This window comes from Sphingobium sp. TomTYG72 (genome assembly GCF_055394715.1).
In genome coordinates this window covers 570,775-590,231 of sequence record NZ_AP027336.1, presented here as the reverse complement: position 1 = coordinate 590,231, position 19,457 = coordinate 570,775, and the positions used below count along the sequence as shown (strand labels likewise).

Sequence of the window (19,457 nt, the reverse complement as noted above, 5' to 3'; positions counted from 1 at the left end):
CCGGACATTCGGCCAATGCAGAACTTAAGAACGCCCCAAACCCATTCCCCCTGGCGTGTAGAGGCCGTCGCCCTGCTCGCCCTTGCGCTGCCGATGATCGCGGGCAACGTCGCCTGGGCAGGGATAGCCGCGACCGACCTATTGCTGATCGGCCGTCTGGGCGCGCAGAGTGTGGCGGCGGGCGCGCTCGCCATCAACCTGTTCCAGGCCCTGCTCATATTCGGCATGGGCCTTGTCACAGCCGCCGCACCACTGATCGCCAATGAGCGTGGCCGCCGCCGCCATTCCGTCCGCGACGTTCGCCGCACGGTCCAACAGACGCTGCGCGCCGCCTTTTTCTTCGTACTGCCCGCCTGGGCACTGCTCTGGCATAGCGAAGCCATTCTCCTCGCCATGGGGCAGCAGCCCGACCTTGCCCGTCAGGCCGGAGTCATGATGCGCGGGCTCCAATGGGCGCTGCTTCCTTTCCTCGCCTTCTCGACACTGCGCAATTTCATGTCGGCTCTGGAGCGGCCGGTCTGGACCGTGGTTATCATGCTGCTTGCCATACCCTTCAACCTCTTCGCGGGCTGGGTTCTGATCTTTGGCAAGCTGGGCATGCCAGCCCTTGGCCTTTTGGGCGCGGGGCTGGCCAGCACTCTCTCCTCCTGTTTCCTTTTCCTCAGCCTTCTGGCGGTGATCCTCATCGACCGGCGCTTCCGCCGCTATCGGGTGATGGGCCGCTTCTGGACCGGCGACAGGGACCGGCATCGCGCCGTCTGGGCGCTGGGCTTGCCCATCGCGATCACTGTGGGTTTTGAAACAACCGTCTTCAACGCCTCGGCCATCCTCATGGGCCTCATCGGCAGCGATTCCCTCGCTGCGCATGCCGTCGCGATTCAAATCGCCGCGCTTCTCTTCATGGTGCCCATGGGAATAGGTCAGGCCGCCACGGTACGAGTCGGCCTCGCTCAGGGACGTGGCGATGCTGCCGAAATCGGACGCGCTGGCTGGCTCGCGCTCCTGCTGGGCTTCGGATTCGCATTCGCCGCCGCCATCCTGCTTATCACCGTGCCCCGCCTGCTGATCGGCGCATTCCTCGACCTCAACGATCCCGCAAACACTCGAACGGCGGCGCTGGCCGTCAGCTTCCTCGCCGTGGCCGCGCTGTTTCAACTGGTGGATGCCACCCAGGCGGTCGCCGCCGGTGTCCTGCGCGGTCTGCACGATACGAAGGTGCCGATGATCTTCGCGCTGATCGGCTACTGGGTCATCGGCGTGGGCGTGGGAACGGTCCTCGCTTTCCCGCTTGGAATGAAGGGCCTGGGCATATGGCTGGGCCTCGCCAGCGGCCTTGGTGCGGCTGCGGTGTTGCTGCTCATACGCTGGACGATGCGGGAACGGCTGGGCCTCGTCAGCTCATCCTGAAAAGCGCCCGGATGCACTTTGCGTCGATATTGCGGCGCACAAAGCAATTGAAGACAGCCTGCGAATCGGTAATGACGAAAATCATGACTGCCCCGACGACCATTTTCGAAGCCATCGCGCTTCAGAAATGCCTGAAGGCGACCTACAATAAATTGGTCGTCAAGCTGGCGCCCCACATCCTTTACACGCGCCATGATGAGATGTTCATCGATGCCGTGACGGTGGAACGCGAAGGCGGTCCGCCGCGCGAACTGAAGCTTGGCACATTCAAGCTGGCGGGCCTCAACGACGTCACCGTGCTCGATGAGACGTTCGAGGCGATGTACGGCCTCTATAATGAGACCGACGACAAATATAAGGGCGTAACCCTCTTCGCCGTCGCGCCTGAGAGCGCAGTCGCCTGAGAACCGAGGGAGCGGTCCCGGCGGGCCGCTCCTTTCATTTCTTCAGCCGATAGCCGGTACGGAATACCCATCCGATGACGGCCAGGCACACCGCCAGCATCGCGGCGATGAACAGCAGGCTGTACTCGATCCCCACATCGCCCCGGCCGAAAAAGGTCCAGCGGAATCCCGACACCAGATAGACGATCGGGTTGAACAGCGTCACCGTGCGCCACGGCTCGGGCAGCATATGCACCGAATAGAAAGCGCCACCCAGAAACGTCATCGGCATGATCAGCAGCAGCGGGATCACCTGCAACTGCTCAAAACTCTGTGCCCAGATGCCCAGAATGAATCCGAACAGGCAGAAGCTGACCGCGATCAGCACCATGAACGCCACCATGGCAACCGGATGCTCGACATGGACATCGACGAACAGATGCGCCGTCACGAATATGATCGTGCCCACGCTCAACGCCTTGGTCGCCGCCGCGCCGACATAGGCGATCACCGTTTCCGTCGCCGATACGGGGGCGGAAAGCAGCTCGTAAATGGTGCCCGCGAATTTGGGCATGTAGATGCCGAAACTCGCGTTGAAGATGCTTTCAGTGAACATCGACATCATGATGAGGCCGGGCACGATGAACGCCGCATAATCGATGCCGTCAATCTGCGTCATCCGCGACCCGATCGCGCCGCCGAACACCACGAAATATAGCGATGTCGTGATCACCGGCACCAGCAACCCGGTCAGCAACGTGCGGCTGAACCGGTGCAGCTCGAATTTGTAGATCGACCAGATCGCCCGATAATTAAAGCCGCTCATGCCGCCTTCTCCTGATGGACCAGGCTGACGAAAATATCCTCCAGGCTGCTCTGCTGCGTGTTGAGGTCCTTATAGCCGATGCCCAGGTCGCCCAGCGTCCGCAGTAATGACGACACGCCGGTGCGTTCGGCGCGCGTATCGAAAATATACTCGATCTCATGGCCATCGGACTTGAGCGACAAATCCCATTGATTGAGTTCCGCCGGAAGCTGATGCAGCGGCTGATTGAGCGCCACGGTCAGGCTCTTCTTGCCGAGCTTTTTCATCAGCGCCGTCTTTTCCTCAACCAGGATCAGCTCTCCATTGTTGATCACGCCCACCCGGTCAGCCATTTCCTCGGCTTCCTCGATATAATGGGTGGTCAGAATGATGGTCACCCCGGTCTGCCGCAGCTCGCCGATCAGCTTCCACATGTCCCGCCGCAGCTCGACGTCCACGCCAGCGGTCGGCTCGTCCAGAAACAGCACACGCGGCTCATGGCTCAGCGCTTTAGCGATCATCACGCGCCGCTTCATGCCGCCGGACAGTTCAAGCATCTTGTTGTTGCGCTTGTCCCAAAGCGACAGGTCGCGCAGCACCTTTTCGATATGGGCATCGTCGCGCGGCTTGCCGAACAGCCCTCGGGAAAAGCGTACAGTGTCGATCACCCGCTCGAACGCGTCGGTATGCAGTTCCTGCGGCACCAGTCCGATCGCGGAGCGCGATCCGCGATAATCGCGCACGATGTCATGCCCCGCGACGGTCACTGTCCCACCGCTGGGCCGTACATTGCCGCAGATGATGGAGATCATCGTCGTCTTGCCCGCGCCATTAGGGCCTAGCAGGGCGAAAATCTCGCCCTCCTCAATCTCCAGATCGATGCCCTTAAGTGCCTGAAAACCCGATGCGTAGCTTTTCGTCAGCCCGGAAACGGTAATGATGGACGCCATGCGCGCAAAAGCCCCTTTTTATCTGCACGCCAAGATAGGGGCGCCGGGTCCAAGCGCAACCGGCCTATTCGCCTTGGCGATGAAAGCGGAACACTGTTGCGGGCGGAAAATTGCGCACCGTCTGTCCCACCCGCGCGACTTCCAGGTCCAGCGCATGCAGCACGTCGCGGCTAACCGGCGGCCGCGTTGAATAGGTGAACTGGATGAAGCTCCCGCCCGGCCGCAGCATGCGAAATGCTTCGGACAGAATGTCGGCATGCACATGGCGGTCCATCGCCAGCAGCGGCAGGCCGCTTATCACCGTCTGATATTGTCCCGGCTCACCAGCTGCCGCCGTCGATACGATCTGCGCTGGCGTTTCCAGCACCGACACATGCGGAAAGTGCCGCCGCAACCCGCGCGCAAAGGCGGGATTGATCTCCACCACCTCCAGCTTCTCGGGCGGCAGGCCAGTTTGAAGGATCGCGCGGGTGAACACGCCCGTCCCGCCGCCCAATTCCATCACCCGGCCATCCAGCGGGTCGATATGCACCACCATCAACCGCGCAAGATAGCGACTGCTCGGCACCACCGAAGCGGTTTGGCGCGGCTTCTTCACCCAGGCGGCCAGGAAATCCAGATATTCCGTCGCCCGCGCCCGGAATTCGCTCCGAGGCATGGCGACTGCCCGGCCACGTTTGGACTTGTCATGCATGAGCGAAAGGTGACCAGGAACATGTCATCGCGACTCCCCTTAGCGAGCCTGAAGCGCGCCGTCGATTGGGTTTAACATGTCTTTAGATGGCAAATTTTTCACTTGTGCGGCACTCGCCGCGATTCCGGCCGTAGCCGACCCAGATGCTCCCCAGAGCAGACATGCAAGATCATCCTGAAGGTGATCGGCTCAACATCCTGCCTCAGATTATAAATGTAAAAATAACCTTATATAATCAACCGTTTACCTTGTTGCCGCAGGTTCATGCAACCTCCTCCAATATTAGCGGGTTCAACAGCAAATCATTGTTTCGGAGGAGAATTATGCGGAAAGCCATTATCGCCCTGTCGGCCCTTTCGATGGCCATCCCCGTGTCCATGGCGGTCCCGACCGATGGGGCCAGCGCCCGGAAGCATCACCACTATCGCGAATGGCGTGGCCGCGACGGACGGACATATTGCCGCAAATCGGACGGAACGACCGGCCTTATCGTCGGCGGCGTAGGCGGTGCACTGCTCGGCCGCGCGATCGACACCCGCGGCGATCGCGCTACCGGCACGATCCTGGGCGCTGCTGGCGGCGCGCTGCTGGGTAAGGAAATCGACAGCAAACGCCGCTGCCGCTAATCTGCGACAAATAAAGGGGCGGCTCCCGACTGGAAGCCGCCCTCTGCACATCCTTAAAGTAACGCCACTTACTCTGAGGAGGCTCCGCGAGCCTCATCGACCTTAAACGCAACCGGTCGGCCGCCAGACACGCCGGACACCTTGCCGTTCTTGATCGCCAGGTTAAACGCAACGGCATCCGGATAGCGGCGGCCTGACACGAGCCGACCCGTCTTTGTATCCTTCACCTGATAGACATAGGTGTAGCCTTCGTGGGTGAAGCGCTGCTTGCCTTCTTCCGCATGGGCGGGGGCAAGGGCAGCGGCGACGGTGCCGACTGCACCGGTAAGAATGAATTTCGACAGCATTCGCATAGGTTTTCTCCTTGTGAATGCCGATCAAACACCTCTGCATTTCTGTTCTGTTGGTGTCGAACCTATGGGCCAGACACATGCGCGCAATCGCAAAAGGCGGATCACCAGTTGCGCCTTGCGCAACCGGCCACGCATCAAGCCTCCGACATCGCCACGATGTGACGGAACTGCGCCTCGGTCAGAGGGCACACCGACAGGCGCGATTGCCGCAGCATCACCATGTCGGCCAGCGCCGGGTCCGCCTTCATCGCCTTCAGCGTGACGGGCTTTTTCAGCTTTTCCTTGGGTGCGACATGCACCGCGATCCACTTGCCGCTTTCGTCGGTGCTGTCGGGCGCGGCTTCCTCGACAATCTCCATGATGCCCACTGCTTCAACGCCGATATTGCTGTGGTAAAAGAAGGACAGGTCGCCCTTGCGCATAGCCTTCATGTGAAGCTGGGCGGCATGGTTGCGAACACCATCCCACTCGGCCTTCCCTTTCCTGACCAGGTCGTCATAGGAAAAGGCATCGGGTTCCGATTTCATGAGCCAATAGTTCATGATCGCCTCCTTGCATCAGCCGCCGGGGCCGATCAAGGATCGGACGGCGCCAATTGACAGAAGGAAAGCCGAAACTTGCCGCACCCACCGCTGGAACAGGTTCCGCTGCTGTCCCTCACAGCCATGGCAAAGCAGGATTTTGCAAAGGCGCTCGGCGATTCATTCCGGCAGTTCGGCTTCGCGATGGTCAAGGACCACGGCATGGACGCCGCCCTGATCGATGATGGCTGGAGGCTCGCCCGCGCCTTCTTTGCCCTGCCAGAAGATGTGAAGCGCCACTACGACGCCAGCAGCAACGGTGGCCAGCGGGGCTATACAGCGTTCGGCCGCGAAATCGCCAAGGGCGCGAGCGAGAATGATCTGAAAGAATTCTGGCACGTCGGCCGCGACTTGCCTGCCGGGCATCCTCTGGGCGCCACCATGCCGCCAAACATATGGCCAGAAGAAATGCCGGGATTTCAATCCACTTTAAGCCGTCTTTATGCAGAGTTCGACCGCATAGGCGCCCAGCTTCTCGCCGCCATCGCCCTCTATCTCGACTTGCCCGAACATTGGTTCAACGACGCCACCGAAAACGGCAATTCGATCCTGCGCCTGCTCCACTACCCGCCTGTTTCGCCCGAGGCCCCCGGCATCCGCGCAGGCGCGCATGAGGACATCAACCTCATCACTCTGCTACTCGGCGCCGAGGAAGGCGGCCTGGAGATGAAGGACCGCCAGGGCAATTGGCTCCCCGTCATACCTCCACCCGGCGCGCTGGCAATCAATGTCGGCGACATGCTCCAGCGCCTGACCAACCACCGTCTGCGATCAACCAGCCACCGGGTGGTCAATCCTCCGCCGGAGCGGCGCGGCGTCGCGCGCTATTCCATGCCCTTCTTCCTGCACCTGCGGCCGGACTTCCTGATCGAATCGCTGCCGCAATGCGTGGATACGGACCACCCGCGCCGCGATCCGCCGATCACCGCGCACGACTACCTGATCGAGCGCCTGCGCGAGATCGGACTGGTGAAGGGCTGAACGCCCGTCAGCTCACTTACGCCACCGGCCCAGAGTAATGCCGATTTCCTCACCCTTCTCGCTCAACGCCAGCTTGATGATCTTCACCTCGACATGCAGCACCTTGTCATCCTGAAGGAAGATGGTGTCGATGATATGGTCCGCCACGGCCTCGATCAGCGTGAAATGCTGCCCTTCCGGCAAGGCGCTCGTGGCGGCATGCTTCAGGTCCATGTAATTTTTCGAACGGGATAACGGCGTATCCAGTTCATAATGATCGGCGACCTTCAACTGCGCGCGGATGGAAATGCGCAGCGGTTGCGGCAAATGGGTTTCTTCCGAATAGATGCCCGTCAGGACATCCACGTCCAGATGATTGACCTCCAGCGTCAGAAAATCGTCAAATCCGCGGTCCATGGCTTTCCTGCTGCTGGCGATGGCCAGAATAGACTTTAATTTTGCGGAACAGGCGTTAATCCCGCCGCTCCGGCGCGGTCCATGCGCCATTGACGGCGGATCGGCAAGACGTGTCTCATATTGTGCCCCTTAACATCGTGGCGGAAGAGGCGATTGAGCAACTGCTCGACGCCGCCTTCGGCCCCGACAGGCACGGCCGCACCGCTTATCTGATCCGCGAAGGCATGCCCTGGGTGCCTGAGCTGTCCTTCGGCATGATGGATGAACATGGGGAGCTGGCCGGTTCGCTCCAAAGCTGGCCGGTGGCGCTCACCCATGCGGACGGAACGCAGACGCCGCTCATCATGGTCGGTCCTGTCGCTGTGTCCCCCACCCTCCAACGCACCGGCCACGGCCGCGCGCTCATGGATGCGGTCGTCAATGCCGCTCGCGCCCACCATAGCGATCCGCTGATGATGATCGGCGATCCCGAATATTATGGCCGCTTCTGGGGCTTTTCCGCTGCATCCACGGGCGGCTGGACCTGCCCCGGCCCCTATGAGGCGCGGCGGCTGCTCGCCCTTTCGGTCGATGGAGCCGCGATCGGTGGCGAAGGAATGCTTGGGCCGCGAATCACCACTCCGATGTGATTTCCCTTTTGCCTTCGGCGCCGCGCGATCCTATCTCGACGGCATGCCGATGGACCCGACACCTGATCTTGCCAGCCTGTCCCTGGCCGACATAGCCCGTCTGGCCGAGGAAAAGCGGCTGCCGCCCGTCGAAAAGTGGAACCCCGACCATTGCGGCGACAGCGAAATGCGCATCGCCCGCGACGGCACATGGTTTCATCAGGGCTCGCCGATCGGTCGCGAGGCTATGGTGCGCCTCTTTTCGACGATCCTGCGGCGTGAAAAGGACGGCTCTTATGTCCTTGTAACACCAGTTGAAAAACTGTCGATCGAGGTGGACGACGCCCCCTTCCTCGCCGTCGAGCTAAAGAGCGAGGGCGAAGGCCGCGACCGCGCCCTCGCCTTTCGTCTCAACACAGGCGACTTGATCCCCGCAGGCCCCGAAAACCCGCTCGTGATCCGGGAAACGGCCGATGGCCCGCATCCCTATCTCCACGTACGTGGCGGGCTTGAGGCACTGGTCAACCGCAGCGTCTATTATGAATTGATGAACCTCGCGCTGGACGAAGCAAGCGACCCGGTCGGCCTCTGGAGCAATGGCGCCTTCTACCCATTGGACGGCTCCGCATGACCTTGGCAGACCGGATCCGCGCCGCGCTTGCCGAGGGACATGCGCGCGAAGTCGGGATCACGCCGTCGGACACACGCGATCCCCGCATCGACGGCGAACTCGTTCTTGCGCCCGCCGCCGTGCTCGTCGCCATCACTGACCGACCGGAACCCGGCCTCATCCTCACCGAACGTGCGGCTTCCCTGCGCAAGCATGCGGGGCAGATCGCTTTTCCGGGCGGTCGCGTCGATCGGGAAGACGCCAGCGAGATCGCCGGAGCGCTGCGGGAGGCGCACGAAGAAATCGGGCTGCCCCCTGACATCGTGGATGTCATCGGCACGACCGACCGCTACCACACCTTCACCGGCTTCGACATCGTGCCCGTGCTGGGCGTCATCCCGCCCGACCTGCCTCTTATGCCGCAAGCGAACGAGGTCGCCGATTGGTTTGAACTGCCCCTCTCTTTTGCGCTCGACCCCGCGAACCGGATCAAACATGCCGTGCAGTTTGAAGGAGTTGAGCGGCACTATTATGAAATAATGTGGAATAACCATCGTATCTGGGGCATCACCGCCGCGATACTCGCCAACCTGTCGCGGAGGCTTGATCTTGACCGCCTATTTGCCTGACGCCGACTGGCGCCACCGGCCCGGCCTTGACGGCCTGCTCGCCGCGCTGGGGGCGGAACAGGGTCTTGCCCGCTATGTCGGCGGCGCGGTGCGCGACGGCCTGCTGGGACTTCCCGTCAATGATCTGGACATCGCCACAGCGCTGGAGCCGCAAGACGTCGTCGAGCGCCTGAAAGCCGCGGGGATCAAGGCCGTGCCCACCGGCATAGACCATGGCACTATCACGGCGGTCATCGCGGGCTGGCCGGTCGAAATCACCACCCTGCGCCGCGACGTCAGCACGGACGGCCGCCGCGCGACCATCGCCTACACCACTGATTGGCGGGAAGATGCTGCCCGTCGCGATTTCACCATCAATGCGCTGTACGCCGATCCCTATACCCATGAAGTGACGGACTTTTTCGGCGGCGTTGATGACCTGGCAGCAGGCCGCGTCCGCTTCATCGGCAGCGCGGCCGAGCGGATCGCGGAGGATCATCTACGAATCCTGCGCTATTTCCGCTTCCTCGCCCGTTTCGGTCGCGACACACCGGATGAGCAAGCTTATGCCGCCTGCCGCACTGCCGCCAACAGCCTGATGGCTCTGTCGCGCGAGCGTATCGCTGATGAGCTAATGAAGCTGCTCGCTCTCCCCGATCCTTTCGCCTCGCTCCAATTGATGATCGAAGGCGGCATCCTCGCTCCCGTTCTTCCGGAGATCGACAAGGACGGACTTGCTCGATTGGGGCAGTTGATCGCGCGTGAAGCCGACGCTGGCATTCCGTACGCAGCACTGCGCCGCCTGGCAGCCCTGCTCCCCCCTGACGCGCGCACCGCTGATGCCGTGGGTGCCCGTCTCAAACTGTCCAACAAGGCACGAAAACGCCTCGTCCTCGCGCTGGAGCCCCATAAGGCTGCCCCATCGCTCAAGGCGCTCGCCTTCACCATCGGCGTCGAAGGTGCAATCGATCGCATCCTGCTCGATCCCATGGCACCCCTCGACAGCATCGCCTCGCTCGAAGGCTGGACCCCGCCGCAACTCCCGATCGGCGGAGGCGCCTTGATCGCGCGCGGCCTTCCGCCCGGCCCCGAAGTCGCCAAGGCTCTGGGCGAGGTGCAGCGTATCTGGGTAGAAGAAGGTTTCCCGGAAGCGAGCCGGGTTGACCAGATCGCGGATCAGACCGTTTCGAAATTCCAGCGCGCGCGCCAATAATCGAACGCGTCATTTTCGGGCATGGGGCGCGCGAAGTAAAAGCCCTGCCCGTGGCTGCACCCCATGGATTGTAGCGCATGAGCCAGTTCCTGCGTCTCAACCCCTTCGGCGGTGACATGCAGGTTCAACGATTCGGCGAGCGACAGGATGGTGCGGACGATCGCCTGCTTGTCCTTGTCGTCCAGCATGTTGGTCACAAAGCTGCGATCGATCTTCAAAATGTCGATCGGCAGGCTGTGCAAGCTGGCAAGGTTGGAATAGCCCGTGCCGAAATCGTCCATGGCGATCGGCATTTGCAGGTCCTTCAACGCGACCAGCAGTTTCCGCGCCTTGTCCGGATCGGCGATGATCGCGCTTTCCGTCAGTTCGACGGTCAGCCGCTTGCCCGACACGCCTGAATAGCGCAACGCTTCCTCGAACATCGACGCCACATCATCCCGCGCCATCTGGATCGGCGACAGGTTCACATTGACCCCGACCGGCATTGCCTGTCCGAATTTCGCGTCCCACCGGCTCAGCGCCTGCGCCGCCTCATAGGCCGCCCAACGGCCGAGAGGCGTGATGAGGCCGCTTTCCTCGGCCACGGCAATGAATTCGCACGGGGAAACATGGCCCAGTTCGGGGTCATTCCACCGGGCGAGCGCTTCAAATCCGGTAATCTCCCCCGTCTGCAACTGGATGAGCGGCTGATATGCCAATGTAAGCTCACCCTGTGTCAACGCGGTGCGCAGGCGGCTCTCAATGGAAAAACGCCGCTGCGCTTCCTTCAGCACGCCGTTGCGGTAGATTTCCACCTTGCCGCTACGCTTGGCGATCTTCACCGCCGCCTGCGCCTTGCGGACCACATCGTCGGGGTCATCGTCCAGGCTGGTCGACAGAGCACATCCGATCGCGCAATCCACACGGATCTGTAGATCACTGAGGCGGATCGGCGAGCTGAGCGCGTCCCTGACCCTCTGAACGATCTGAAGGCAGTCTGACAAACCCTTGTTAAGTCGTGCGAAGATCGCAAAGTCATTGCCGCCGATTCGCGCCAGAACATCGCCCTGCCGCAGGCTCGACTTCAAACGCTTGGCAACCGTGATCAGCAGTTCGTCGCCCGCCATCGGCCCCAGCGATTCGTTAACCCGGCTAAATCGGCTGAGATCGATCGCGATGATCCCGAACTGCGAATTGCTCGGCCATGGAGAATTGCGCAGCCGGTCATCGATCTCTTCGCCAAAACCCGTCCGGTTCGGCAGCGCGGTCAGCCCGTCGGACAACAGCTCGCGACGCAGATTCCGTTCGGTCACGCGATCGCTAGTGCGGTCCAGCGCTGTGAAGAGAATGAGGTGCGCCGCTTCGTCTGTCGAAGGGAGCAGTCCGGCGGTGCAGGAGAAATATTCCGGCCCCAAAGGACCATCACGCCGCAATTCAAACGTGGCGGAGACGCTTTCCGAAAGCGCAACCTCGATGATCCGTTCGCGCCAGTCCTTGCAATAGGGCAACTCGGCGCCGGTATCGCCCCTGTCCAGGAAGCTGTGATAAAAAGTCTTGTTAACAGCAACGATCGACAAGTCGTTGTCTTTAAAGCACAACATGGCTGCGGCGTGGGGCACCGCCTCCAACCAATGCTCCATCTCCGCCAGGCAGCGCAGATGCGTGCGCTCGAACCTCGCGAGGAGGTTGTCGTCCAGCCTTTGATCTGGCCGAATACGCGCTGGCACGGTTTTCATGCCACCGGATTAGATACCAGTGGTAAATTTTCAGGAAATGACCCGATGTAATTTCAAGTAGATATGCGGCTTGTTACGCGATCGTCAAAATCGGTTGTCTCGCGGGAAGCCGACCGGCGGCATCCGCCCGGCCGCCCCACGCGCCACGCGCCACGGCGTCATGTCAGCCTCGGTTCGGGTGCGCCCGCTTCCTCCGCCCATCGCCCAGCTCAGGCCCTCGCTCATACGGAACGTGACGGCATCCGAGAGGCCGCCATCGCGATAACGCTGCATCTGCACGCCCTGCCCGCGCGACATGCGCGGCATTTCGACCAGCGGGAACACCAGCAGCTTGCGATTCTCACCGACCACGGCGACGCTGTCAGCCTCTGCCCCAATGACGTGGACCACCGTCAGGCGAGAGCCCGGCCGCACATTGACCACCTGCTTGCCCTTGCGCGTCTCGGCAATGACATCCGCGACCGCCGCGACAAAGCCCCTGCCGTCCGACGCCGCCAACAACAATTCACTTCCTGTCTTCGCAGGAAACAGCGTCACGATGTCGCCCTGATCATCCATATCGACCAGCGACCGCACCGGATCGCCAAATCCGCGGCCGCCCGGCAACTTGTCCGCCCCCAGCGTAAATATGCGCCCGCTCGCCGTCGCCAGCAGCAGCTTGTCGGTCGTCTGCGCATGGAAAGCGATTTTCGGCCCGTCGCCTTCCTTGAACTTCAACGTGTCCGCCGAAGAAAGGTCGCGATGACCGCTCATCGCCCGTATCCAGCCGCGCTCCGACAGGATCACGGTGATCGGCTCGCGCTCGATCATCGCCTCCAAAGGAATTTCACGCGCGGGCGCCGCTTCCTCCACCAAAGTCCGCCGCCTGCCGATATCGCTCTCTGGCGAATAGCGCTTGCGTAGCTCAACCAGATCCTTCTTCAACCGGTTGCGCTGACGAGTGGGGCTCTCGACCAGCTTGGTCAGCTCATCCCGCTCCTTAAGCAGCTCCGCATGCTCGCGCCGCAGCTCCATCTCCTCCAGCTTGCGCAAGGAACGCAGCCGCATGTTGAGGATGGCTTCGGCCTGCCGGTCGTTCAGCCCAAACTCCTCCATCATCACTGCCTTGGGTTCATCCTCTGTCCGGATGATCTCGATCACCCGGTCGAGGTTCAGATAAGCGATGATATAGCCGTCGAGCAGTTCGACCCGCGCGGCGATCTTGTCCAGCCGATGCTGCGCGCGCCGCACCAGCACGTCAATCTGGTGCTTCAGCCACTCGATCAACACCGGCTTCAGCCCCAGAACGCGCGGCGTCCGGCTCGCGTCTAGCACGTTGAGGTTCAGCGGAAAGCGGTTCTCCAGGTCAGTCAGCCGGAACAGGCTGTCCATCAGCACATCGGAATCGACCGTCCGCGCACGCGGTTCCAGGACAATGCGGATCTCCGCGTCGCTCTCGTCCCGCACATCCGCCAATATCGGCAGCTTCTTGTCGTTGATCAGCGCCGCGATCTGCTCGATCAGCTTCGACTTCTGCACTTGGAAAGGGATTTGCGTGACCACCGCCACCCATGTCCCGCGCCCACCATCTTCCTTGTGCCAGCGCGCGCGCGTACGGAAAGACCCTCGCCCCGTCGCATAAGCCTCGGAAATGATAGCAGCATTGTCCACCAGCACGCCGCCCGTCGGAAAGTCCGGCCCGCGCACGATCTGCATCAGCTCCGCATGTTCAGCATCCGGATTCTCGATCAGCAGGCTCGCCGCATCGATCAACTCGGACACGTTATGCGGCGGAATGCTGGTCGCCATGCCGACCGCGATGCCGCTTGCGCCATTTGCCAGCAGGTTGGGGAAAAGGCCCGGAAAGACCTCCGGCTCTTCATCCTCGCCATTATAGGTAGGCCTGAACTCGACCGTTCCCTCGTCCAGCCCGGCCATCAGGTCGGCCGCCGCCTGCGTCAGCCGCGCCTCGGTATAGCGCATGGCCGCCGCGTTATCGCCGTCGATATTGCCGAAATTCCCCTGCCCATCGACCAGAGGCGTGCGCAGCGAGAAATCCTGCGCCAATCGCACCATGGCATCATAGACCGACGTATCGCCATGCGGGTGATATTTGCCGATCACGTCGCCCACGACGCGCGCACATTTCTTGTAGGACGTCGTGTTACGCGCCGGATTGGCGACCAGCACATCCGGCGACGCCCCGCCCGGCTCCATCTTCAGCAGCCGCATCGCCCACAGCAGACGCCGATGCACCGGCTTCAATCCATCGCGCAGGTCCGGCAGCGACCGCGCCGTGATCGTGGAAAGCGCATAGACGAGGTAGCGCTGGGACAGCGCTTCGTCGAACGGGTGATCCTTGATAGCGTCGAACGGGTCGCGAAAATCGGTCATCGGGATCGGAATAGCAGCGCAACGACAAAACGGAAACGGGGATTACAGCCCCGAAAAATTCACCTCCTTCGCCTCCGGGGCTTGCACATTCGCCGCCAGGCGCCAATTTGCGCCCGTGTCCGATTCCAACCCACCTCCTGTCATCACCCTCCCGCCGCCGCCTGCCTCGCTGCTGACCGGCGCGGCGCTGTTTCTCGACTTTGACGGCACCCTCGCGCCGATCGCCGCCACACCCGACGGCGTGGTCGTGGATGGCGATCTGATCGCCCTGCTCGGCGAACTGCGCGATGTGCTGCAAGGCCGTCTGGCAATCGTCAGCGGCCGGTCGATCGTCACCTTGCGCGATCTCGGCTTCGCCGACTTCCTGCTTGCCGGAACGCACGGACTGGAATTCGCTCAACCCGGCGAACAGGTCGAAGCCGCCCCTCGTCGCCCGGCGGTCGATGATGCCGAAGCGGCCTTCCACAGCTTTGCGGAGGGAAAGCCCGGCATATTGGTCGAACGCAAATCGATCAGCGTCGGCCTGCACTTCCGTGGCGCCCCTCAATGGGGCAAGCAGGCGGGCGAACTCGCCAGCGAGCTCGCCGCCAAACTTGACCTTGCCGTGCAACCGGGCAAGATGCTGTTCGAACTCCGCCCCGGCGGCGCGGACAAGGGCAGCGCGGTCCACACGCTAATGGCCCGCACTCCCATGGCAGGTGGCCGTCCGCTCTTCATCGGCGACGATATCACGGATGAGGAAGGCTTTGCCGCTGCCACCGAACTGGGCGGCGCGGGCATTCTGGTCGGCCCGCTCCGGACGACACTCGCCGCATTCTCTTTGGAACAGGTTGCCGCCGTCAGGCATTATCTTGCGCGGGGGGTCGTCAGGCCCGGCTAAGCCATGGCTTGCACCCCCTCCGTTCGAATGAGCCAGGGGGGCAGACCGATAGTCAGGACCAGTAAAACGCATTCCGCCGGAAACGAACGCACTCTCGATCTCTGGCCCATCGGCAATTGCCAGGCATCCGCGCTGATCGATCGCGCAGGGCGGATGATATGGGCATGCGTGCCCCGCGTGGACGGGGACCCCGTCTTTTCCGCTCTTCTCGACGACAAGAGCTGGGACGCGCCGGATGCGCGCGGTTTCTGGGCGATCGAGCTGGAAAACTGCGTCAGCGTCGAACAACATTATATCCGCAACACGCCCATCCTCGTGACCCGCCTGACCGACGATCATGGCAATGCCATAGAGCTGTACGACTTCTGCCCGCGCCACCGCCATATGGGTCGCATGTACCGCCCGGTCGCATTCGCCCGGATCGTCCGGCCTGTCGCAGGCAGCCCCCGCATCCGCGTGCGGCTTCGCCCGACCACGTCCTGGAATTCGGAAAGCGTGCCGATCAGCTATGGCTCAAACCATATCCGCCTCGTCCTTTCCTACATGGCAATGCGCATGTCGACCAACGCGCCCATCGGCCTCATTTCCCAGGAAAGCTGGTTCCGGCTCGAACATGACATGCACTTCTTCCTCGGGCCGGACGAAAGCTTTTCGGATGCACTTCGCCCCGAAGTTGAGCGGATGCTGGACGACACCATCCACGAATGGCAGGTCTGGGTGCGCGGCCTCGCCATTCCCGCCGAATGGCAGGAAGCGGTCATTCGCTCGGCCATCACGCTCAAGCTTTGCCAGCATGAGGAAACCGGCGCGATCGTCGCGGCGCTGACCACCAGCATCCCGGAACATGCCGACTCGGGGCGCAACTGGGACTATCGCTACTGCTGGATACGCGACGCTTATTATACCGTGGAGGCGCTGAACCGGCTCGGCGCGCTCGACGTGTTGGAAAGCTACCTCGTCTACCTCCGCAACATCGTCGATGGCGCAAAGGGCGGCCACATCCAGCCGCTCTACGACGTGCGCGGCAACGCCACTCTGGAGGAACGCGAGGCGCAGAACCTTCCCGGCTATCGCGGCATGGGGCCGGTTCGCGTGGGGAACGCCGCTTATTCCCAGATTCAGCATGATGCCTACGGCCAGATCGTCCTGTCCTCGGTCCAGGGTTTCATCGACCAGCGCCTGCTCCGCATGGCCGGCATGCCCGATTTCGAAGCGCTCGAAGCCGTCGGCGAACGCGCATGGTCGGTCTATGACCAGCCCGATGCTGGCCTGTGGGAATTGCGCACCCGCGCCCATGTGCACAGCTACAGCGCCGTCATGTGCTGGGCCGCCTGCGACCGCCTCGCCCATGCCGCCGCCGCGCTGGACCTGCCCGAGCGGGAGGTTTATTGGCGCGAACGGGCCGAGATCATGAAGGCCCGCATTCTGCAATCGGCCTGGCGCAGCGGCAGCAACGCCATCTCCGCTAATTTTGAGGATGACGCCCGCGACGCCTCGCTGCTTCAGCTTCTGGACCTGCGCTTCCTGACCGCCGACAATCCGATGTTCGTAGGTACGCTCAAGGCACTGGAAAAGGACCTGCGCCGGGGCAACGACATGCTCCGTTACAGCACGCCGGATGATTTCGGGGAGCCCGTCACCGCCTTCAACGTCTGCACCTTCTGGCTGATAGAGGCCCTGCACCGCACCGGCCGCACGGAAGAAGCACGGCTGCTGTTTGAAGAAATGCTGTCCCGCCGCACCGCTGCGGGACTTTTGTCGGAGGATATCGATCCCGCGACAGGGGAATTATGGGGCAATTATCCCCAGACCTACTCATTGGTCGGCATCATCAATTGCGCCGTTCTGCTGAGCAAGCCGTGGAGCGTGATGCGATGAGCCGCCTGATAGTCATTTCCAACCGAGTCAGCAGACCCAACAAATCCGGCAATCAGGGCGGCCTTGCCGTCGCCTTGTCGCAAGCGCTGCGGGAAAGCCGGGGCATCTGGGTAGGCTGGTCCGGCGAAATCACCGAAAATTTCACCGGCCATATCGGCTTTTCCGAAGATGAAGGCGTCAAGACGGCAACGATCGACCTCGAAGAGCAGGACGTCGACGAATATTATAACGGCTATGCCAACAAGACGCTTTGGCCGCTTTTCCATTTCCGCATCGATCTGGCCGAATATGCTCGCGATTTCGAAGGCGGCTATAACCGGGTAAACCACCGCTTCGCCGACACGACCAGCCCCCTGATCGAGCCCGAAGACATCATCTGGGTGCAGGATTATCACATGATCCCGCTCGGCCAGATGTTGCGGGACAAGGGGCATAACAACCGGATGGGCTTCTTCCTCCACATCCCATGGCCGCCCACCCGTCTGCTTGTGTCGCTGCCCCACCATACCAAGCTGGTGCAGACCCTGTTCGCCTATGACGTCATCGGTTTTCATACCGAAGAATGGCTCGAATCCTTCCGCCACTATGTGGAGCGGGAGATGAACGGGACGGTAAATGGCGACTTCGTCACGCTGGGTGACCGCACGATCCAGGCGATCGCCTGCCCCATCGGCATCAACGCGCAGGAATTTTCCCAGGCCGCCGTCAGCGAGCCCGCGAAAAAGATGTTCGAACAGGTCCGCCGATCGTTGCAGGATCGCTCCATGATCGTGGGCGTAGACCGGCTCGACTACAGCAAAGGGCTGGAGGAAAGATTCAGCGGCTATGCCCGCTTCCTCAAGGACCATCCCGAACATCATCGCAAGGTGGTCCTGACGCAGATCGCCCCGCCCTCGCGGGGGGAAGTGGAAAGCTATCAGCACATCCGATCTACGCTTGACGCCACCGCCGGGCGCATCAACGGCGAATATAGCGACGTGGACTGGACCCCGATTCGTTACGTGAACCAGGGCTATCCGCGCGACAAGCTGGCGGGCATCTACCGCGCCGCACGGATTGGCCTTGTCACCCCGCTGCGCGACGGCATGAACCTTGTCGCCAAGGAATATGTCGCCGCGCAGGACCCCAATGATCCCGGCGTCCTCATCCTCTCCCGCTTCGCTGGCGCCGCGACCCAGCTCAAGGACGCGCTCCTCATCAACCCCTACAGCCCGGAGGAGATGTCCGACGCGATCACCCGCGCCCTCGCCATGCCGCTCGATGAGCGCAAGCGCCGCTGGCGTTCGATGATGAACTGCGTGGAGGAACAGGACATCAGCTGGTGGCGCCGCTGCTTCACCGAACGGCTGACGGCGGTCCACCGCGACGATGAGCAAACAGCCGACGTCGAAATCGCACACTGAGCCGACCCCGCCGAACGAAGCCATTGGACCCACGACAGTTCGCCGCCAGATCAGCGCGCTAATTGCACCCCTGTCTGCTTTGGTCTATGGGCCAGCCAGCAGCCCCGGCACCCGCTGATCCTCTTCGATTCGCGTTGCCGGGGCACATTCTTTTCTTGGGAAGACAGGAACGCGCATGGCCCGTCGCCGCCAGATCTACGAAGGCAAGGCAAAGATCCTTTACGAAGGCCCTGAGCCCGGCACGATCATCCAATATTTCAAGGACGACGCGACTGCCTTCAACGCGCAGAAGAAGGGCACGATTTCCGGCAAGGGCGTGCTCAACAACCGCATCTCCGAGCATATCTTCACCCTGCTCGGTCAGATCGGCGTGCCGACCCACTTCATCCGCCGCCTCAACATGCGCGAACAGCTCGTCCGCCAGGTTGAAATCGTGCCGATCGAGGTCGTGGTCCGCAACGTCGCCGCCGGTTCTTTGAGCAAGAAACTGGGGATTGAGGAAGGCACGCAGCTGCCCCGCACCCTCATCGAATATTGCTACAAGGACGATGCGCTGGGCGACCCGCTCGTGTCCGAAGAGCATATCGCCTGCTTCGGCTGGGCCACGCAGGAAGAGATGCACGACATCGCCGACATGGCGATCCGCATCAACGACTTCATGTGCGGCCTATTCGCGGCCATCGGCATCCGCCTTGTCGACTTCAAGCTGGAGTTTGGCCGCCTGTGGGACGGCGATTTCAGCCGCGTCATCCTGGCCGACGAAATCAGCCCGGACGGCTGCCGCCTGTGGGACATGAACACCGGCGAAAAGCTGGACAAGGACCGCTTCCGCCGCGACCTCGGCGGTGAAGTCGAAGCCTATCAGGAAGTCGCCCGCCGCTTGGGCCTCCTGCCCGAAGGCGCGGACACGACTGTCCTAGACCTCGACACCCACCGCAAGAAGCGCAGCAAGGACTGACCGTCTCAAATCCTCCCCATCGATAGATGGGGAGG

Annotated in this window: 20 protein-coding genes; 12 read left to right on the top strand and 8 right to left on the bottom strand. The window is 62.0% G+C overall.

The genetic code is table 11. The features are described 5' to 3' along the window. The first annotated feature begins 15 nt into the window (after positions 1-15). Positions 16-1,407: an MATE family efflux transporter gene (locus tag ACZ5U1_RS03065; protein WP_464779318.1), complete on the top strand. Its 1,392-nt coding sequence runs from the start codon at positions 16-18 to the stop codon at positions 1,405-1,407. An 83-nt stretch (positions 1,408-1,490) separates the two neighbouring features. Then, the gene (locus ACZ5U1_RS03060) at positions 1,491-1,811 is read left to right on the top strand and encodes a hypothetical protein (RefSeq protein ID WP_196225850.1); all 321 of its coding nucleotides are present in this window, start codon (positions 1,491-1,493) and stop codon (positions 1,809-1,811) included. A gap of 34 nt (positions 1,812-1,845) precedes the next feature. Here the strand turns inward: ACZ5U1_RS03060 and ACZ5U1_RS03055 are convergent, their stop codons facing one another. The 3 genes from ACZ5U1_RS03055 to ACZ5U1_RS03045 form a co-directional block, all read right to left on the bottom strand. Further along, on the bottom strand, positions 1,846-2,616 hold the full coding sequence (locus ACZ5U1_RS03055; RefSeq protein WP_464779317.1) for an ABC transporter permease: 771 nt from the start codon (positions 2,614-2,616) through the stop codon (positions 1,846-1,848). Then, positions 2,613-3,545 (bottom strand): ABC transporter ATP-binding protein, encoded by a 933-nt coding sequence (locus ACZ5U1_RS03050; RefSeq protein ID WP_464779316.1) that lies wholly within the window; start codon positions 3,543-3,545, stop codon positions 2,613-2,615. The genes ACZ5U1_RS03055 and ACZ5U1_RS03050 overlap by 4 nt, the downstream gene beginning before the upstream one ends. A gap of 64 nt (positions 3,546-3,609) precedes the next feature. Next, complete coding sequence (locus ACZ5U1_RS03045; protein WP_464779315.1) at positions 3,610-4,239, bottom strand: class I SAM-dependent methyltransferase; 630 nt, start codon at positions 4,237-4,239, stop codon at positions 3,610-3,612. 323 nt (positions 4,240-4,562) lie between these two features. Here ACZ5U1_RS03045 and ACZ5U1_RS03040 point away from each other — a divergent pair, with 323 nt between their 5' ends. Next, positions 4,563-4,865 carry a glycine zipper 2TM domain-containing protein gene (locus tag ACZ5U1_RS03040; RefSeq protein WP_464779314.1) on the top strand — a complete coding sequence of 101 codons (303 nt, stop codon included), beginning with the start codon at positions 4,563-4,565 and terminating at the stop codon, positions 4,863-4,865. Between the two features lie 68 nt (positions 4,866-4,933). On the opposite strand, the gene ACZ5U1_RS03035 is transcribed toward ACZ5U1_RS03040, so the two are convergent. After that, positions 4,934-5,218 carry a hypothetical protein gene (locus tag ACZ5U1_RS03035; RefSeq protein ID WP_464779313.1) on the bottom strand — a complete coding sequence of 95 codons (285 nt, stop codon included), beginning with the start codon at positions 5,216-5,218 and terminating at the stop codon, positions 4,934-4,936. A 134-nt stretch (positions 5,219-5,352) separates the two neighbouring features. Continuing rightward, a complete protein-coding gene (locus tag ACZ5U1_RS03030; protein ID WP_464779312.1) occupies positions 5,353-5,760 on the bottom strand; it encodes an EVE domain-containing protein in 408 nt (135 codons plus the stop codon). A 123-nt stretch (positions 5,761-5,883) separates the two neighbouring features. Between ACZ5U1_RS03030 and ACZ5U1_RS03025 the strand changes: the two genes are divergently transcribed. Next, on the top strand, positions 5,884-6,780 hold the full coding sequence (locus ACZ5U1_RS03025) for an isopenicillin N synthase family dioxygenase (protein WP_464779948.1): 897 nt from the start codon (positions 5,884-5,886) through the stop codon (positions 6,778-6,780). 12 nt (positions 6,781-6,792) lie between these two features. Here ACZ5U1_RS03025 and ACZ5U1_RS03020 read toward each other — a convergent pair whose 3' ends face one another. Then, positions 6,793-7,176: a dihydroneopterin aldolase gene (locus ACZ5U1_RS03020; protein WP_196225842.1), complete on the bottom strand. Its 384-nt coding sequence runs from the start codon at positions 7,174-7,176 to the stop codon at positions 6,793-6,795. 110 nt (positions 7,177-7,286) lie between these two features. On the opposite strand from ACZ5U1_RS03020, the gene ACZ5U1_RS03015 reads away from it, so the two are divergent. The 4 genes from ACZ5U1_RS03015 to ACZ5U1_RS03000 are packed head-to-tail and all read left to right on the top strand — an operon-like array spanning position 7,287 to position 10,215. Beyond that, on the top strand, positions 7,287-7,805 hold the full coding sequence (locus tag ACZ5U1_RS03015) for a GNAT family N-acetyltransferase (protein WP_464779311.1): 519 nt from the start codon (positions 7,287-7,289) through the stop codon (positions 7,803-7,805). A 43-nt stretch (positions 7,806-7,848) separates the two neighbouring features. Beyond that, entirely contained in the window at positions 7,849-8,415 is a 567-nt protein-coding gene (locus tag ACZ5U1_RS03010; protein ID WP_464779947.1) for a DUF1285 domain-containing protein, read from the top strand. Then, positions 8,412-9,023, top strand: coding sequence for a CoA pyrophosphatase (locus ACZ5U1_RS03005; RefSeq protein ID WP_464779310.1), 612 nt, complete (start codon positions 8,412-8,414; stop codon positions 9,021-9,023). Before ACZ5U1_RS03010 ends, ACZ5U1_RS03005 begins: the two co-directional genes overlap by 4 nt. Continuing rightward, positions 9,004-10,215 carry a CCA tRNA nucleotidyltransferase gene (locus ACZ5U1_RS03000; RefSeq protein ID WP_464779309.1) on the top strand — a complete coding sequence of 404 codons (1,212 nt, stop codon included), beginning with the start codon at positions 9,004-9,006 and terminating at the stop codon, positions 10,213-10,215. Before ACZ5U1_RS03005 ends, ACZ5U1_RS03000 begins: the two co-directional genes overlap by 20 nt. Here the strand turns inward: ACZ5U1_RS03000 and ACZ5U1_RS02995 are convergent. Together ACZ5U1_RS02995 and parC are read right to left on the bottom strand one after the other, a co-directional pair. Continuing rightward, positions 10,179-11,930 (bottom strand): putative bifunctional diguanylate cyclase/phosphodiesterase, encoded by a 1,752-nt coding sequence (locus ACZ5U1_RS02995; RefSeq protein WP_464779308.1) that lies wholly within the window; start codon positions 11,928-11,930, stop codon positions 10,179-10,181. The two genes, ACZ5U1_RS03000 and ACZ5U1_RS02995, sit on opposite strands and share 37 nt — an antisense overlap. An 84-nt stretch (positions 11,931-12,014) precedes the next feature. After that, positions 12,015-14,303, bottom strand: coding sequence for a DNA topoisomerase IV subunit A (gene parC, locus ACZ5U1_RS02990; protein WP_464779307.1), 2,289 nt, complete (start codon positions 14,301-14,303; stop codon positions 12,015-12,017). 115 nt (positions 14,304-14,418) lie between these two features. On the opposite strand from parC, the gene otsB reads away from it, so the two are divergent. From otsB to purC, 4 genes are all read left to right on the top strand, one after another. Then, on the top strand, positions 14,419-15,183 hold the full coding sequence (otsB, locus tag ACZ5U1_RS02985) for a trehalose-phosphatase (protein WP_464779306.1): 765 nt from the start codon (positions 14,419-14,421) through the stop codon (positions 15,181-15,183). A gap of 153 nt (positions 15,184-15,336) precedes the next feature. Further along, entirely contained in the window at positions 15,337-17,061 is a 1,725-nt protein-coding gene (locus tag ACZ5U1_RS02980) for a glycoside hydrolase family 15 protein (protein WP_464779305.1), read from the top strand. Further along, positions 17,058-18,464 carry an alpha,alpha-trehalose-phosphate synthase (UDP-forming) gene (gene otsA, locus ACZ5U1_RS02975; protein ID WP_464779304.1) on the top strand — a complete coding sequence of 469 codons (1,407 nt, stop codon included), beginning with the start codon at positions 17,058-17,060 and terminating at the stop codon, positions 18,462-18,464. The genes ACZ5U1_RS02980 and otsA overlap by 4 nt, the downstream gene beginning before the upstream one ends. Positions 18,465-18,639: 175 nt before the next feature. After that, complete coding sequence (gene purC, locus ACZ5U1_RS02970; protein WP_449473245.1) at positions 18,640-19,422, top strand: phosphoribosylaminoimidazolesuccinocarboxamide synthase; 783 nt, start codon at positions 18,640-18,642, stop codon at positions 19,420-19,422. The last annotated feature ends 35 nt before the right edge of the window (positions 19,423-19,457 follow it).